This window comes from Paenibacillus glufosinatiresistens, assembly GCF_031470375.1.
Lineage (GTDB): Bacteria > Bacillota > Bacilli > Paenibacillales > Paenibacillaceae > Paenibacillus_AQ > Paenibacillus_AQ glufosinatiresistens.
The window spans coordinates 107,846-123,624 of the sequence record NZ_JAVFHT010000010.1 but is presented as its reverse complement, the minus strand read 5'-3'; the positions used below and the strand labels follow the sequence as shown (position 1 = coordinate 123,624).

Here is a 15,779-nt window from a genome sequence, read left to right as displayed (position 1 = left end):
GCTTGAACCATGGCCGTGTTGATCGATTATCATACCCATCATGAGCGCTGTGGACACGCCTCGGGCAAGCTGGAGGAATATGTGCGGCGGGCGATCGAGCTCGGTTACAGCCAGCTTGGGCTGTCCGACCATCTGCCGCTCCTTCATGTCGACCCGGACCGCTATTATCCGGAGATGGCGATGCCGCTGTCCGAGCTGCCGCGCTATGTGGAGGAGTGCCTCGAGCTGCGGGAGAAGTACCGGGGAAGCATCGAAATCCGGGTCGGTCTGGAAGCCGATTATATCGAAGGCTATGAGGAGGAGATTGCGCGGGTGCTGGAGCCGTATCCGTGGGATTATCTGATCGGCTCGGTCCATTTTCTGGGAGAATGGGATATCACGGATTTCCGGCAGACGGCGGGCTGGGAAGGCCGCGATCCGCTGGAGGTCTGTCGGGCGTATTACCGGGCGGTGAAGCGTTCGGCGGCAACGGGGATGTATGATATCATTGGACATATGGATGTCGTCAAAAGATTCGGCTTCGGCCCGGACACGGAAGAGGACCGCGCCGAAGCCCGGGAGCTGGCGCTGGATGCGCTGCGGGGCATCGCCGCTTCCGGGGCCGCCATCGAGCTGAACGCTTCGGGCCTCACGAAGCCCTGCAAGGAGATGTTCCCCGCGCCGTATCTGCTGCGGGAGGCGCGGGCGCTCGGCATACCGCTGACGCTGGGCTCGGATGCGCATGATCCGGCCAAGCTCGGCGAAGGCCTGGACGCCGCCCGGGCGCAGCTCCGGGAGATCGGCTTCACGGAGCTGGCGGTATTCGAGGGACGGCGCCGGTCGGCGGTCCCGCTGTAGATTCCCGGCGGAGCCGACGCAAGTATCGGTATTTTCAGAAAAGGGAGGACCCATGATGGCGGATTTCCAGCAGCCTCATCTGCGCATTTTCTCCGGCTCATCCAACCCGAAGCTGGCTGCGGACATTGCCCAGCGCCTCGGGGTAGAGCTCGGGCCGATCAAGCTTACCCGGTTTCTCAGCGGGGAGATCTATGTCCACTACGAGGAGAGCATTCGCAACTGCGATGTCTTCCTGGTGCAGTCGCTGTCGCATCCGATCAACGAGCTGTTCGTCGAGCTGCTCGTGATGATCGATGCCGCCAAGCGTGCCTCGGCGCGGACGATCAACATTATTGTGCCGTACTACGGCTATGCCCGCCAGGAGCGGAAATCGGCTCCGCGGGAGCCGATCTCGGCCAAGATGGTCGCGGATGTGCTGACGACCGCCGGAGCGACGCGCGTGCTGACGATTGATCTGCACGCCGCGGCGATTCAAGGGTTCTTCAATATTCCGGTCGACCATCTGACCGCGCTTGATCTCATCAGCGGCTATCTGAAGACGAAGGGGCTGCGGGATGTGGTCGTCGTCTCTCCCGATGCGGGGCGGGCCTCGATGGCGGAGAAGCTGGCCAGCCGGCTGGATTCGCCGTTTGCCATTATGATCAAGAAGCGCCCGGCTCACAATGAGTCGGTCATCACGCATGTCATCGGCGATGTCGAGGGACGAACGCCGGTCATTATCGAGGACCTGATCGATACCGGAACGACCATTGTGAATGTGGTCGAAGGACTGCTGGAGCGGGGCGCGAACAAGAGCATTATCTGCGCCACCCACGGACTCTTCTCCGGGCAAGCGCTGGAGAAGCTGAGCCATCCGGGCATCGAGGAGGTTGTCGTCACCGACTCGATTGCGCTGCCGGAGACGCACCCGGACACCTTCAAGGTGCTGTCCGTAGCAACGATTCTCGCCCGGGCGACCCGGATAATCATGGAAGGCGGCTCCATCGACAAGCTTCGGGAGGACGCGGGCATCTAGAGCCCGCGTTTTTTTGCGGCCGTCCCGCCAGATGTGCTGTCTTCCCGCTTAACTGACCCTCTTGCCTCTCCGCCCGCTTCCCCATGTTGATCTTCAAGCCCTACTTGCCGGGAACTGGCCGTGCATTTATGATATACTGTTGGATGACGGTCGCCCCATGACAAGGATGGAGAAGGCGGCCCAGGCAAGAAGGGAAGCAGATAAGGAGGTGCTTTGCTTCCATGATCGAACAGACATCAGAGCGGGGCGGAGAGAGCGGGAAGCTGCTGTCCGTTACGCTGGATGCGCATTTTTTCTTTGAACGGGCGGTTCGTTCGCTCGACAAGCTGCAATATGACAAAGCGCTGAGAAATTTCCGCAAAGCGGTTGAATACGAGCCGGAGAACCCGGTCAATCATTGCAATATGGCCGGTATCCTGTCGGAAATGGGCGATTATCAGGCCTCGAACGAGGTGCTGGCCCATGTGCTGGAAGCCATTGATCCGGCGATGACGGAATGCCATTTCTACATGGCGAACAACTATGCCAATATGGAGCAGTTTGAGCAGGCGGAGCGTTCGCTGATCGCTTATTTGGAAGAGGACCCGAGCGGCGAGTTCCTGGCCGAGTCCGAAGAGCTGATGGAGCTTCTGCGCCATGAGCTGGACCGTCCGGTTGCGCCGCACCGGATCAAGAGCCGGGAAGGCATGGCCGAACACGAGCAGGCCCGAACGCTGCTGGAAGAGGGGCAGTTCCCCCAAGCCGTACAGATGCTGGAGGAGATCGTCGAGAAGGTACCCGATTTCCTGGCGGCGCATAATAATCTGGCGCTTGCGCATTTCTATATGGGACGCTTCGCCAGAGCCAAGGCCAGCATCGCCCGCGTGCTGGAACTGGAGCCGGGCAATCTGCATGCGCTGTGCAATCTGGCGATATTTCTGCAATACGAGGGTAAAAGAGAAGAGACGGAGTCGCTTCTCTGCCGTCTGGAGAACATGCTGCCGTTTCATGAAGAGCATGTCTTCAAGCTGGCGACGACGATGGGCATTCTCGGCCGGCACCGGGCCGCTTACGGGCATTTCCGCCGCCTCCTGAAGAGCGGCGAGGCCGGCGCAGATGCCGTGCTGCTGCATTACTGCGCGGCCGCAGCCTGCAACAGCGGTCTGTACGCTGAAGCGGAGCGCCGCTGGCGGCAGGCCGGCAAGGCCGACCCGGATTCGGCGGTGCCCGGCTTCTATCTCGCCCAGCTCGGGCGGTCGGCCGCCGCGGGCGAACCGCTGCCGCCGGTCAGCTACAACTACCAGCTTCCTTTCCAGGAACAGCTCAAGCAGTGGAAGGACCGCTCGGGCAGCTTCGCGGAGCAGGCCCGCAGCAATCCGCTGCTGCGCTCCTCCTTCTTCTGGGCGCTCCGCTACGGCGACACCGCCCTGAGACGGCAGGTGCTGGAGGCGCTGGACTGGATCGGCGACAACGAGCTGGCCGAAGTGCTGCGCGAGCTGGCGCAGCAGCCGCTGCCAACGCAGGGCGAAGAAGTGGAAGAAGCGGCGCTGAGCCGGCTGCATCATCTGATCGGCATGGAGCCTTCCTAAGAGGGGGACACCCCGCCGGTCAACCTTGATCGCCTGAAGCTTATGTGCCTGTATTTGATTTTGCAGAATTCCATCCATGACGAGGAGGCCAACAAGCCTATGTACAAAACCATTGTAATCGGAACCGGACCCGCCGGGCTGACCGCTGCGATCTATCTGGCGCGGGCCAACCTGAATCCGCTCGTGATCGAAGGGCTGCAGCCCGGCGGTCAGCTGACGACGACGACGGAAGTCGAGAACTTCCCCGGATTCCCGGAAGGTATTCTGGGACCTGACCTTATGGGCAATATGCGCAAGCAGGCGGAGCGCTTCGGCGCCGAGTTCAAGAACGGATGGGTGGAATCAGTCGATCTCTCGCAGCGTCCGTTCAAGCTGACCGTCAGCGGTATGGGCACTCTGGAGGCGGAGACGGTTATCATCTCCACAGGCGCCTCGGCGCGTTACCTCGGTATTCCGGGCGAGCAGGAGAACGTGGGACGCGGCGTCAGCACCTGCGCCACCTGTGACGGATTCTTCTTCCGCGGCAAAAAGATCGTCGTCGTCGGCGGCGGCGACTCCGCCATGGAGGAAGCCAGCTTCCTGACCCGCTTCGCTTCGGAAGTCACGGTCGTTCACCGCCGCGGCGAGCTGCGGGCCTCGAAGATCATGCAGGACCGCGCGAAGGAGAACCCGAAGGTCTCCTGGGCGCTGAACCGTACGCCGCTTGCGGTGGCGACGGACGAGCAGGGCGCCGTCAAGGGACTAAGCGTCCGCAACAACGAGACCGGCGAGGAAGAGCTGGTGGAAGCCAGCGGCGTGTTCGTGGCCATCGGCCATACGCCGAATACCGGCTTCCTCGGCGGGCAGATTACGACCGACGGGAACGGCTACATTGCGGTTCGTCCGGGCACGACGGAGACCAATATCCCCGGCGTGTTCGCCTGCGGCGACGTGCAGGATACCCGGTACCGCCAAGCCATTTCGGCAGCCGGAACCGGCTGTATGGCGGCGATGGACGCCGAGAAGTTCCTGGAGGGCACGATGGTGCACGACTGGAGCGAATCGCTCGATAAATAATCCCGAAGCGCACTGCGCTTGGGTTTCGTAACAAAAGGGAGGCCGTCCGTTTAGGGCGGTCTTCTTTTTTGTCGCAGGAATGCCCCAACTGCTGTGCGTTCCGTCACACGTGCGGAACCGGTCCCGGTGATACCATGATGATAATGATTATCACTTAAATTTGAAGTAAAGGTAACGGAAAAGGAGCGCTTCCTTATGGATAAAGTGCTTAACCCTGATGAAACGGTCTTCGACCTCGTCAGCCGCCATCCTGAAGCGATGGAGATTATGACGGAACTGGGCTTCCGCGATATTGCCAAGCCGGGCATGCTTCAGACCGCAGGCCGGTTCATGACGCTGTCCAAGGGCATGAAGATGAAGAAGATGGAGCCGGAGACGGTCTATGCGGCTTTTCGCAGCCGCGGATTTCAGATTGCCGAGTAGAAGACGACCTATATATTAGGAGGAACGAAGATGAGCGAATTGATCAACAACCGGGAGATTGCAGCGCCGGAGCAGACCCGCCGTCAGGAAATGCTGAAAGAGATCATCAAGGAGCTGCACGCCGGCAAGAGCGTGGAGGAAGTGAAGGCCCGCTTCGAGGAAGCGGTCGGAGATGTATCCGTATCGGAGATTTCCGCAATGGAGAACGCGCTGATGATAGAGGAAGGCATTCCGGTTGCGGAAGTCCAGCGGCTCTGCTCGGTGCACACGGCGATTTTCAAGGGATCGATTCAGGACATTCACCGTTCGAATGCGCCCGAAGAGCAGGAAGGCCATCCGGTCCACACGTTCAAAGAGGAGAACCGGGAGGTCGAGCGCGTCGTTAATTTTCGCCTGAGACTGCATGTGGACAAATTCACAAGGGAAGACAGCCAGGAGACGGTCTACAAGCTGCTGGAAGACCTCAGCCTGCTGATGGATCTCGATAAGCACTACAGCCGCAAGGAGAATCTGCTGTTCCCGTACCTGGAGAAATACGGCATCTACGGGCCGACCAAGGTCATGTGGGGCGTGGACGATGCGATCCGGGCGGTCATCAAGGAAGCCAAGGCGCTGCTTGCGCCTTACGATTCAGCCAACAAGCCGGCGGTGCTCGATGCGCTGGAGATCGTGATCCGCGAAGTGAACGAAATGATCTTCAAGGAAGAGAACATTCTGCTGCCGATGGCCCTGGAGAAGCTGACCGAAGACGAATGGGTCAAAATCGCCCGCGAGAGCGACGAAATCGGCTTCTGCCTCACCTCGCCGCAGCGGGAATGGGTTCCTGAACGCGCCCCGGAGCCGGGCGCGGTTAACCCGGCAGCCGCCGGAGGCGCCGCCATGTCCGGTGCGGAGGGTTCCGCCGGAGCGGAAGCCGGCGAAGCCGCAGACGCTGCCGGACAGACGCCGCAGGGCTATGTCCGTTTTGCCACCGGCATCCTGTCGGTCGAGCAGCTGGAGCTGGTGCTCAACCACCTGCCGGTGGATCTGACGTTTATCGACGAGAACGATGTCGTCCGGTACTTCTCCCACGGCAAGGAGCGGATCTTCGCCCGCACGAAGGCAGTCATCGGCCGCACCGTCCAGAACTGCCATCCGCCGCAGAGCGTACACGTCGTCGAGAAGCTGCTGGAGGACTTCAAGTCCGGCCGCAAGGATGCCGAGGATTTCTGGATTCAATTCAAGGATAAAATGGTGTATATCCGCTACTTCGCCGTCCGCGACGAAGCGGGCGCTTACCGGGGAACGCTGGAGTTCACGCAGAACATCGCGCCGATCCGGGCGCTCGAAGGCCAGAAACGGATTCTGGCCGATTAGCCTGATTCAACCGTCCGTCTGCCGCTAGGGCAGCGGGCGGTTTTGCTTTTTCTGCATGGCTCACCGTCTGACCAGCGCTTCTAATGATGAATAAAGTCTCTGATTGCAGTTTTTTTGAAAGGGAGCCGGGTGTGCCGTGAATCCTTGACCGCAGGAACACCTTCCATTATAGTGAGTAACGTAATGCCAATACGAGAAGAGAAAAAGGTGGCTTGTAACATGTCGGAAAACATCTACGTAGGCGTGGATTTGGGCGGGACCGCCATTAAAGTGGGAATCTGCAATGCCGAAGGGCAGCTGTTGCACACTTTTGAGGGTCCGACCGGAACCCAGGACGGCGTTGAGACCGTCATCGACAATATCGAGAAATACGTTCGCCAGATTGTTGAGGATTCCCCCTACACCTGGGATCAGCTGGCCGGCGTAGGCGCCGGCGTGGCGGGATTCACCAATATTAAGGAAGGCATCATTATTCTGGCGCCGAACATCGGCTTCCGGGATGTGCCGATCCGCGCCGTATTGGAGAGCCGACTGAACAAGCCCGTACGCATAGACAACGACGCCAACGTGGCGGCTCTCGGCGAAGCCTGGAGCGGCGCGGGCCGCGGCATCGACAACTGCGTCTGCTATACGCTCGGAACGGGCGTGGGCGGCGGCATTATTATCAACGGGAAGATCTATCAGGGCTACGCCGGTCTGGCCGGCGAGCTGGGCCATATCTCCGTTGTTCCGGACCTGGAAGCGATTCAATGCGGCTGCGGCAAAATGGGCTGCCTCGAAACGGTATCCTCGGCTACAGGCATCATTCGCATGGCCACTGACGCCGTGGCCCGCGGCGACCGGACGACGCTGTCGCTCGTCGAGCAGATCACGGCCAAGGACGTCTTCGACGCGGCCAAGGCCGGCGACGAAGTCGCTTTGCGCATCGTCGGACGCGCCGCCTTCTATCTCGGCAAGTCGATGGCCGCCTTCGCCGCTGTGCTGAATCCGGAAGTCTTCATTATCGGAGGCGGGGTATCCAAAGCCGGCGACATTCTGTTCGACGAAGTGCGCCGCGTGTTCGCCCAGCTCACTCCCGCTCCGCTGCAGACCGGCGTGTCCATCATTCCGGCCCAGCTCGGCAACGACGCCGGCATCGTCGGTGCGGCCGGACTGCTGCTGCGTTCTTAACATCGGGTCCACGTTCATACCTTAATCTAGGAGGGGAAGCTTGATGACCGAACAGGATATCGTTCCCGCAGCCGCCGGAGCCACCCTCATTATCATTACGGGAATGTCCGGGGCGGGCAAGACGATTGCCGTCCAGAGTCTGGAGGATCTTGGCTTCTTCTGCGTCGACAATCTGCCCCCCGTGCTGATCCCGAAATTTGCGGAGCTGATTGAGCAGTCCAAAGGCAAGATCGCCAAGGTAGCGCTCGTCATCGACCTGCGCGGACGGGAGTTTTTTACGGCGTTGTCGGAATCGCTGGCCTTCATGAAGGACCAGTTCACCATCAGCTGCGAGATTCTGTTCCTGGACGCAACGGACTCTGTACTGGTACAGCGTTACAAGGAGAGCCGCCGCCATCATCCGCTGGCTCCCAAGGGCATGCCGCTGGACGGCATCCGGCTGGAGCGCAAAATGCTGGAGGAACTGAAGAACTCCGCCACCCAGGTGATTGATACAAGCAATATGAAGCCGGCGCAGCTGAAGGAGAAGATTGTCTCCCGTTTCTCCCATGTCGGCAAAAGCACGCTGTCCGTCAACATTACGTCGTTCGGCTTCAAATACGGAATCCCGATCGACGCCGATCTTATCTTCGACGTCCGTTTTCTGCCTAATCCGCATTATGTCGATCAACTGCGTCCTCATACCGGCCAGAACAGCGATGTATATGACTATGTAATGAAATGGCCTGAAACGCAGGCGTTCCTGACCAAACTGCTTGATATGCTTCATTTCCTGATTCCCCAGTACCACAAGGAAGGCAAGGCTCAGGTCATTATCGGCATCGGCTGTACCGGCGGGAAGCATCGTTCGGTCGCCATCTCCGAGTATCTGGGCAAAATGCTGGGAGTCAGCGAGACGGAATCCGTATCGGTCAGCCACCGGGACGCCGAGCGCGACCGCCACTAACGAGGGAAGGGATCGCAATGGCTGAACCAGCAAGGCACCGGCCGCGCATCGTCGTTATGGGCGGGGGAACCGGTCTGTCCGTGATGCTGCGGGGACTCAAAGAGAAGCCGCTCGATATCACGGCCATCGTTACCGTGGCCGACGACGGCGGGAGCTCGGGCATTCTGCGCAGCGAGCTGCAGATGCCGCCGCCCGGCGACATCCGCAATGTGCTGACGGCAATGGCGGACGTAGAACCGCTGATGGAAGACATTATGAAATACCGGTTCAGCAGCGGAGAAGGGCTGGCCGGGCACAGCCTCGGCAATCTCATCCTGGCCGCGCTGACCGACATCTCCGGCGACTTTGTGACCGCGGTGCGGGAGCTGAGCCGGGTGTTTGCCGTTCGCGGCCGGGTGCTGCCGGCCGCCGGAGAAGCCGTCGTGCTGCACGCCTTGATGGAGGACGGCACCCTGGTCAGCGGCGAATCGAAGATTCCCGAGGCCGGCAAGAAGATCAAGCGCGTTTTTCTGGAGCCGGCCGATGTGGAACCGCTGCCGGAGGCGCTTGAAGCGATTGCCCAGGCGGATGCCATTCTGCTGGGGCCGGGAAGTCTGTACACCAGCATTCTGCCGAATCTGCTCGTGCCGAAGCTGGCGGAGGCGGTCGTATCCTCGGAGGCCATCAAGATCTTTGTCTGCAACGTGATGACCCAGCCCGGCGAGACCGATAATTATACGGTCAGCGATCATCTGCAGGCGGTCTATGACCATATCGGCCTGCATTTGTTCGATTATGTGATCGTCAACAACGGTGAGATTCCGGCGCCTGTCCAGGACAAATATGCCGAGAAGGGCGCGAAGCCGGTCGAATTGGACTCGGAAGCGCTGTTGGATAACCGGTATCAGCTGATTGCCGACCGGCTTGTGCTGTTCCGCACCTATCTTCGGCATGATACAGAGCGGCTGAGCCATCATATCTACCAGCTGGTAGAGGAATGGATGAGCCGACGAAGCGAGCGGCCGGTCGTCTGACACCGGCCACTAGCGGCGTTTACCGCGCCATTTTGATGGGAAGAAGAGGTGAGGACCTTGTCTTTTGCGGCGTTGACCAAAAAAGAGCTGACGATGATCGAGAGCCCGCCTTGCTGCGAAAAAGCCGAAATGTCGGCCCTGATCCGGATGAACGGCTCGGTGCAGCTCTCGAACAAGCGAATCGTTCTCGATATCTCGACGGAGAATGCCGCGATTGCAAGGCGGATTTATTCTTTGCTGAAGAAGCATTACCAGGTTCATACCGAACTTCTGGTTCGCAAGAAGATGCGGCTGAAGAAGAACAACGTCTATATCGTCCGCATTCCCGCCCGGGTCGAGGAGATTCTGAACGACCTGAAGATTGTCTCGGAGGGTTTTGTCTTTACCGACGGGATTGACCCGTCGATGGTACGCAAGAACTGCTGCAAGCGCGCTTATCTGCGCGGCGCCTTCATGGCGGGCGGCTCGGTCAATAATCCGGAGGGCTCTTCATATCATCTGGAGATCGCTTCCATGTATGAAGAGCACTGCAAGGCGCTCGTTGAGCTGGCCGGTGAATTCCATTTGAACGCCCGCTGCATCGAGCGGAAGAAGGGCTTCATTCTTTATATCAAGGAAGGCGAGAAGATCATCGAGTTCCTGAATCTGATCGGCGCGCACCAGGCCCTGTTCAAGTTCGAGGATGTGCGGATCATGCGCGACATGCGCAACTCCGTCAACCGGATCGTCAACTGCGAGACCGCGAATCTCAACAAGACCATCAGCGCAGCCGTCCGCCAGATCGAGAACATCAAGTTCCTTGAGAAGGAGATGGGCCTTGAGAATCTGCCCGACAAGCTGCGGGAGGTGGCCGAGATCCGGCTGGCCCATCCCGACATCAACCTTAAGGAAGTTGGCGAGATGCTGAAGGGGAACGTCAGCAAGTCCGGCGTGAACCACCGGCTGCGGAAGATCGACGAGCTGGCGGAGAAACTGCGGGGCGGCGGCTGAGCCGCCCGGTAAGCGATTTCCGAAAACGCCAACTTTTTTTCTAGTTCGCTTTTGCGGTTTCGGATATAATGTTATAATGTGAGAAAATTAAATGCGTATTTGGGCAGATCTTAATTAGGGGGTAAGCGTTTCATGACAAAGCACCCGGTAGTTGTACGGTTGAAGACGGGTCTCCATGCTCGGCCCGCGGCATTGTTCGTGCAGGAGGCCAACAAGTTCTCTTCGGAAATCTTCGTTGAGAAAGAGGATAAAAAAGTAAACGCCAAGAGCATCATGGGGATCATGAGTTTGGCGATCAGCTCCGGTACGGAGATTCATATCAGTGCGGAAGGCGCCGATGCCGATCAGGCTGTGGCGGCTCTCATCGGCCTTGTCAGCAAGGAAGAGCTCGAGAACCAGTAAGCCTTCAGCTTCCATCCCTATTAAGGCAGAGAACGGACGCCGGACCCAACCGGCGTCCGTTTATTTGTGCCGGGAGAAATCCTGAATTCCGCTGCAACCTTTGTTCGCAGCTTCCGTCAAAGAAGGTACGGAAACGTACTCATTTTGAAGGAGGAACAACGCATGAGAAACTGGATCAAATCGGCGGGAGCCGTTGTCCTGGCAGGCAGTCTGTTGTTTGGAGGAATGGCATTGAGCGGAGCAGGGCAGGAGCCGAAGAAGGCGTTTGCGGCCGAGGAATCCACCAAGAATACCGTCAGCGTCGTGGGTAAAGGCGAGCTGTCGATGAAGCCTGACATCGTCTACCTGAACATTGGAGCCGACTCTTCGGCCGCCACGGCCCAGGAAGCGCAGAAGGCCAATGCCGCCAAGATGTCGAAGGTGACGACACTGCTGAAGAACACGTGGGGCATCAGCGACAAGGATCTCCAGACCGCCGAGTTCTACGTCCAGCCGAATTACACTTACAGCGAGAAGGGGGGCCAGCAGGTGAAGGGCTACAACGCTCACCATGTCGTGCAGGTAGCCTATCGCGACCTGGATAAGGTGGGCGCTCTGCTGGACGCCGTATCGGGGGCCGGAGCGAATAATATCGGCAGCGCCCGCTTTGCGGTCGAAGATACATCGGCCTTTGAAGCCCAGGTGATCGAGAAGGCAATGGCCAACGCCGATGTCAAAGCCGGCGCCATCGCCAAAGCGGCCAAACGCGGGCTCGGACCGGTGCTGTCCGTCAGCCAGAGCGTGAGTACCGATACGCCGGTCATGTATGAGCAGGCCAAAATGATGGCGGCTTCCACGGCCGCAGACGCCGACACGACGATTTCGACCGGCGAAGTGAAGGTGACCACCCAGCTCAGCGTGGTCTACCAGCTTAATTAGGACCGCCCTTAGCGGCCGTCCCGAGGGGTGCGACAGTCCGTCGCCGCAATGCGGCGGCGGTTTTTTTTTATCGCTATCGAATAAAATTTGAAATATCGTTTAAGAAAATGTCATAGACGCAGGCCGGAACGGCGCCAAAGCTTACCAAATTGTAAAGGCTGCTGTAACCCCCTGCGCGTCCAGCCCCTTTTATAATAGTAGAAGCGGATTGTTAGAATTCATAACCCGAAAGGACGACGACGGCGATGAACAAGAACAAGGATACAAGAACAGGCAGCAAATGGCGGACACAGGCCGCACGGTGGGGAATTGGAGCCGCGGCTGCGGCGCTCTTGGCGGCAGGGCTTCCGGCGGAGACGGGCCTGGCTGCGCCGGCGGCTGCTGTGCAGAAGGCGGCTGTGCAGAAGGCGGCGCAGAGCACCGTCCTGCTGAAGTGGAATGGAGCGGTTACGAAACAGCAGGGACTCTATAAGGAGGGTGCCGTCTGGGTCCCGGTCTCCTTCCTGCGGGATACGTTGAAGCTGAACGTAACCTACAATAAAGAACAGCAGACCTATCAAGTGGGTTCCGGCGTGCGGAAGCTGACCCTGTATGTCTCGGAGTACGGAATTTCGCCGTCTGTGAACGGGTTCTTCCTGTCCGAGTACGAGGGTCTCCTGCAGAGCGGGAAGCTCTATGTTCCGGTCGGTCTGCTGACCGACTATATGGGATATCAGGCGGATTTCAGCAAGGCCTCCGGCCGGCTTAACCTGATGCCGAAGGCCCAGAACGCCTTAGCCGTCAGCTCGTCCACCTATGCTGCGGACAAGGAAGGCGCCGCCATTCATCTGGAGTATCCGCAGATTTCCGGGCTGAACAACGCTGCGGTACAGCAGAAGATCAACGAGACGCTGAAGCAGGCGAATGCCGCTTTTACCGCGGAGATGAACAATGAGCTGGCCAAGAGAGGCGAGGATGAACGCCCGTATGAGTTCGACTCGCGCTTCCTGGTGACCTATAACAGCAACGGGCTGCTCAGCCTCGTCATGGATCAGTACAGCTATCTGGGCGGAGCCCACGGCATGACCTACCGTCAAGGCTTTACCTTCTCCCTCAAGGACGGCAAGCGCCTGCTGCTGAAAGATCTGTTCGGAGCCAATCCCGACTACAAGAAGGTGCTGAACGCCAAAGCCGGCAAGGAGCTGAGAGCGATGGGCGGCTATCTTGGCGGGTTCACGGGGCTGACGACCGAGAAATACTTTTATTTGAAAGAGGGCAAGGCGGTCCTGTTCTTCCAGCTCTATGACTATACCGCATATGCCCAGGGCTTCCCGCTTGTTACTTTTGACTTCAAGGAGCTGCTGCCTCCGGGACAGAGCGTGCTTGGCGCGCTGAAATAGTGAGACCGGAAGTCTGCCGAAGGCCTCACTGCTTAATCCGGCCTTACCCAAAAGTCAATGAGCCGGAGATCGCCGGTGGGTTGGAGGGGGTGAGTAGCGATCCATTTGAAGTTATTCTCGATGTCGTATTGATATACTTGGTTATCCCAGATGGAGTAGAAGATGTTTCCATGTACCAGACTGCGGTTGGGAGGAGCCGCTAGGGGAAAACGATGAGTAACCTTACCCGTGTCAGGATTTATAACTGTAATAGAGTTATCTGTGGATTGGCCCAGCGAGTATTGGGGGACCAGCAGACTTTCGCCGTAGCTGAGCACTTGATAGGGAGAGGCACCTTTCCAGGGTATGGTCTGGATTTTACCGCTTTCAAGGTGAAGAGTAGCCAAGACTTTCGCTGGTCCATTGAAATCATCCATCGCATTATTAGCAAGCATTAGTGTGGTAGGGTCTAGGAAGAAGGTGTCGGTTGAGAATGTTGTCAAACGGTTCTTATAGTCGTGAATCGCATGCAGTTCGGAGTCGTACACCGATATGTGCTGCATGCGCTCCTGAATATGATCGGAGAGCACATAGATCCGATCTTGGTTCGAAGTAATCGTGCGAAGAACGCCGGGAACCTTGATTTGCTTGACAATTTTGCCGGAAGCCAAATCAATCTTATTCAATTCGCCATAAGAGATATCCGTGTTATGAATCACAAATGCATAACCTCTCTGAATAGCTACATCCATAGGATAATCACTGGTGGGGACCGTAACCAGCTTGTTTAGTTGGCTGTTCAATTCAATAATTTGATTTCCGGAATGTCGCGGTGTACCCGTACTTACAAAATAATAATTACCTTTATAAGTTTTACCGGGTGTGACTCCACCTGCACTAAGCTTTAAGGTGCGAATCAGCTTCCAGTCATCCGAATAGAACCGGAACTCACTGTGAGAGCTACGAAAGGAAGTAAATACGGCCATATAAGCGTAGTCATCCGGAAGTTTGTATTTATCCTTCTCGGAAGACGAGCCGCAAGAGGACATAAAAGCCGCCAATAAAATCCACACTATTAATATTTTTACCCGCATACAATAGTCCCTTCTTAAAGATATTTAATGAATATCGGCAAGAATTGACTTAAATTCTTGCCGACATTCAGTCAGAAGTAGAGGTAGCTGTCCTGATTATTGTGAGTAAACTACGTAAGCATGTTCACTCTGAGTTAAGTCAACGGGCCAAACAGCCCCTCCATCGTTTAAATTAATGTTGTACATACTGTTAAACATGTAGTATACGAGTTGAGAACAATAAAAACTTGAAGATTGATTAATATTAAAGAAGTTGTAGTTATATGGTTTGTTTAGATGATTGTATGCTTTAAGAGCAAGATCAATATCTTGTTGAAGTGTAGTACCAATTACAGTACGCAGTTGGAAATGTTCGTACCTTGCATCCCAATCGTTGGGCCATAATTTAACGCCATTCATATCCCCCTTATTTCCAAAAGACTCTAGAACATAATTGCTGGAATAGACAAGGCCCGCATGTCCTCCGGCCCAAGTGCTAGAAGAACTGCTGGCTGTGTCTGTAGTAACTAAAAATTCACCAGCTCTTGAGGTATACGAGCCTGCAGCTTGTCTGGACATATCTGTACTAATTGTACTAGCTTGATTTTCTGCTGTTTTAGGATCACCGATAAAAAGTGGTTCTTGTTTATCCATTTGGGTTTTAAGTCCCTCGGTTGCTTGTTTCGCGGTTTCTAAATCATTAATTTCCGATTGATTTAGCGAACTGAATGAGGAGGAGTCATTGGCAAAAGCGCTAGTAACGGGCAGAAGTAAAAAGATAGAGATACAAAGTGTAATAATTTTTTTCAATAATAACATTCCCTTCCTTTATTGTTATGTGGATCCACATTGTTCATGGTAATCTACATAACGAAAAGATTATATAGGAACATAGATACAATTTTTTACAATTATTTAATCTTAGGACATTCTCCCGGTTCCGCCCCAGGCCGCTCTTCATATGCTGAATAGGTGAACGAGGCATTCGGCAAAGGAGGAGCGGGAGTGGTCTATCAGTACACGGCGCTAGGAGACTCGCTGACAACAGGCTTCGGGGCGCTGCCGGGAAACGGCTTCGTTCCGTTGTACCGGCGGATGACGGAAGCCCGGCTGAGGTCTTTCGTGGCGCACACCAATCTGGGCATTAACGGCCTGACGACAACGGAGCTGCTCTGGTACATTCAGCGGAACGCCATGTTCCGCCAGGCGATCCGGGAAGCGGATGTCATTACGGTGTCGATCGGCGGCAACGACTTAATCCGGGCGGCCCGCTCGGCAAGGGGGAATGGCGCTGCGGCGCTCCCCCAAGGAGCTGTCCACAAAGCCACGCGGCACTACGGGGAGATTATGCAGGCTATCGGCTCGATCAAAGCGCAGGACGGCAGGCCCTATCTTCTGCGGACGGTCGGACTCTACAATCCGTACCCGAGATGGGCGGAAGCGGCGGAATGGGTGAGACACTTTAACCGGCATGCCGGGCGGTACAGCAGCAGAACCAGCGGCTTCGCCGATATATACGGCGCCTTCGCAGGCAGCGAGCGGGAGCTTCTGTCCCTCGACGGACTGCATCCGAACGGCAGGGGCTACCGGGTCATTGCCGAACGGCTGAATGCGCTGGGTTACAGTCCGCTGGTGTAAGAAGAAGGGCCTGCAA

Annotated in this window: 16 protein-coding genes; 14 read left to right on the top strand and 2 right to left on the bottom strand. The window is 57.0% G+C overall.

Translation table 11 applies throughout. The annotated features are described in order from the left end of the window. Positions 1-15 precede the first annotated feature (15 nt). The 13 genes from hisJ to RBI05_RS12440 all read left to right on the top strand — a co-directional run bounded on the left by hisJ (position 16) and on the right by RBI05_RS12440 (position 13,073). The gene (gene hisJ / locus RBI05_RS12500; protein ID WP_310551356.1) at positions 16-837 is read left to right on the top strand and encodes a histidinol-phosphatase HisJ; all 822 of its coding nucleotides are present in this window, start codon (positions 16-18) and stop codon (positions 835-837) included. A gap of 55 nt (positions 838-892) precedes the next feature. Next, positions 893-1,852 (top strand): ribose-phosphate diphosphokinase, encoded by a 960-nt coding sequence (locus tag RBI05_RS12495; RefSeq protein ID WP_150458702.1) that lies wholly within the window; start codon positions 893-895, stop codon positions 1,850-1,852. 221 nt (positions 1,853-2,073) lie between these two features. Beyond that, positions 2,074-3,420, top strand: coding sequence for a tetratricopeptide repeat protein (locus RBI05_RS12490; protein WP_310551346.1), 1,347 nt, complete (start codon positions 2,074-2,076; stop codon positions 3,418-3,420). A 99-nt stretch (positions 3,421-3,519) separates the two neighbouring features. Further along, entirely contained in the window at positions 3,520-4,476 is a 957-nt protein-coding gene (gene trxB / locus RBI05_RS12485) for a thioredoxin-disulfide reductase (RefSeq protein ID WP_150458703.1), read from the top strand. Between the two features lie 195 nt (positions 4,477-4,671). Further along, on the top strand, positions 4,672-4,899 hold the full coding sequence (locus RBI05_RS12480) for a DUF1858 domain-containing protein (protein WP_310551345.1): 228 nt from the start codon (positions 4,672-4,674) through the stop codon (positions 4,897-4,899). A 30-nt stretch (positions 4,900-4,929) separates the two neighbouring features. Next, positions 4,930-6,255: a DUF438 domain-containing protein gene (locus RBI05_RS12475; protein ID WP_310551344.1), complete on the top strand. Its 1,326-nt coding sequence runs from the start codon at positions 4,930-4,932 to the stop codon at positions 6,253-6,255. A 219-nt stretch (positions 6,256-6,474) separates the two neighbouring features. Next, complete coding sequence (locus tag RBI05_RS12470; protein ID WP_310551343.1) at positions 6,475-7,425, top strand: ROK family glucokinase; 951 nt, start codon at positions 6,475-6,477, stop codon at positions 7,423-7,425. 43 nt (positions 7,426-7,468) lie between these two features. Further along, on the top strand, positions 7,469-8,371 hold the full coding sequence (gene rapZ, locus RBI05_RS12465; RefSeq protein WP_150458707.1) for an RNase adapter RapZ: 903 nt from the start codon (positions 7,469-7,471) through the stop codon (positions 8,369-8,371). Between the two features lie 17 nt (positions 8,372-8,388). Continuing rightward, a complete protein-coding gene (locus tag RBI05_RS12460) occupies positions 8,389-9,384 on the top strand; it encodes a gluconeogenesis factor YvcK family protein (RefSeq protein WP_150458708.1) in 996 nt (331 codons plus the stop codon). A gap of 57 nt (positions 9,385-9,441) precedes the next feature. Further along, on the top strand, positions 9,442-10,374 hold the full coding sequence (whiA, locus tag RBI05_RS12455; RefSeq protein ID WP_150458709.1) for a DNA-binding protein WhiA: 933 nt from the start codon (positions 9,442-9,444) through the stop codon (positions 10,372-10,374). Between the two features lie 132 nt (positions 10,375-10,506). Continuing rightward, positions 10,507-10,776, top strand: coding sequence for an HPr family phosphocarrier protein (locus RBI05_RS12450; RefSeq protein ID WP_150458710.1), 270 nt, complete (start codon positions 10,507-10,509; stop codon positions 10,774-10,776). Between the two features lie 162 nt (positions 10,777-10,938). Next, entirely contained in the window at positions 10,939-11,694 is a 756-nt protein-coding gene (locus tag RBI05_RS12445) for an SIMPL domain-containing protein (RefSeq protein ID WP_150458711.1), read from the top strand. 245 nt (positions 11,695-11,939) lie between these two features. Further along, a complete protein-coding gene (locus tag RBI05_RS12440; protein WP_310551342.1) occupies positions 11,940-13,073 on the top strand; it encodes a DUF3298 and DUF4163 domain-containing protein in 1,134 nt (377 codons plus the stop codon). A 32-nt stretch (positions 13,074-13,105) separates the two neighbouring features. Here RBI05_RS12440 and RBI05_RS12435 read toward each other — a convergent pair whose 3' ends face one another. Both RBI05_RS12435 and RBI05_RS12430 read right to left on the bottom strand, forming a co-directional pair. Next, positions 13,106-14,146 (bottom strand): YncE family protein, encoded by a 1,041-nt coding sequence (locus RBI05_RS12435; RefSeq protein ID WP_150458713.1) that lies wholly within the window; start codon positions 14,144-14,146, stop codon positions 13,106-13,108. A 96-nt stretch (positions 14,147-14,242) separates the two neighbouring features. After that, positions 14,243-14,935: a YiiX/YebB-like N1pC/P60 family cysteine hydrolase gene (locus RBI05_RS12430; RefSeq protein WP_191089576.1), complete on the bottom strand. Its 693-nt coding sequence runs from the start codon at positions 14,933-14,935 to the stop codon at positions 14,243-14,245. 195 nt (positions 14,936-15,130) lie between these two features. Between RBI05_RS12430 and RBI05_RS12425 the strand changes: the two genes are divergently transcribed. Beyond that, a complete protein-coding gene (locus tag RBI05_RS12425) occupies positions 15,131-15,763 on the top strand; it encodes a GDSL-type esterase/lipase family protein (RefSeq protein ID WP_310551341.1) in 633 nt (210 codons plus the stop codon). Positions 15,764-15,779 lie beyond the last annotated feature (16 nt).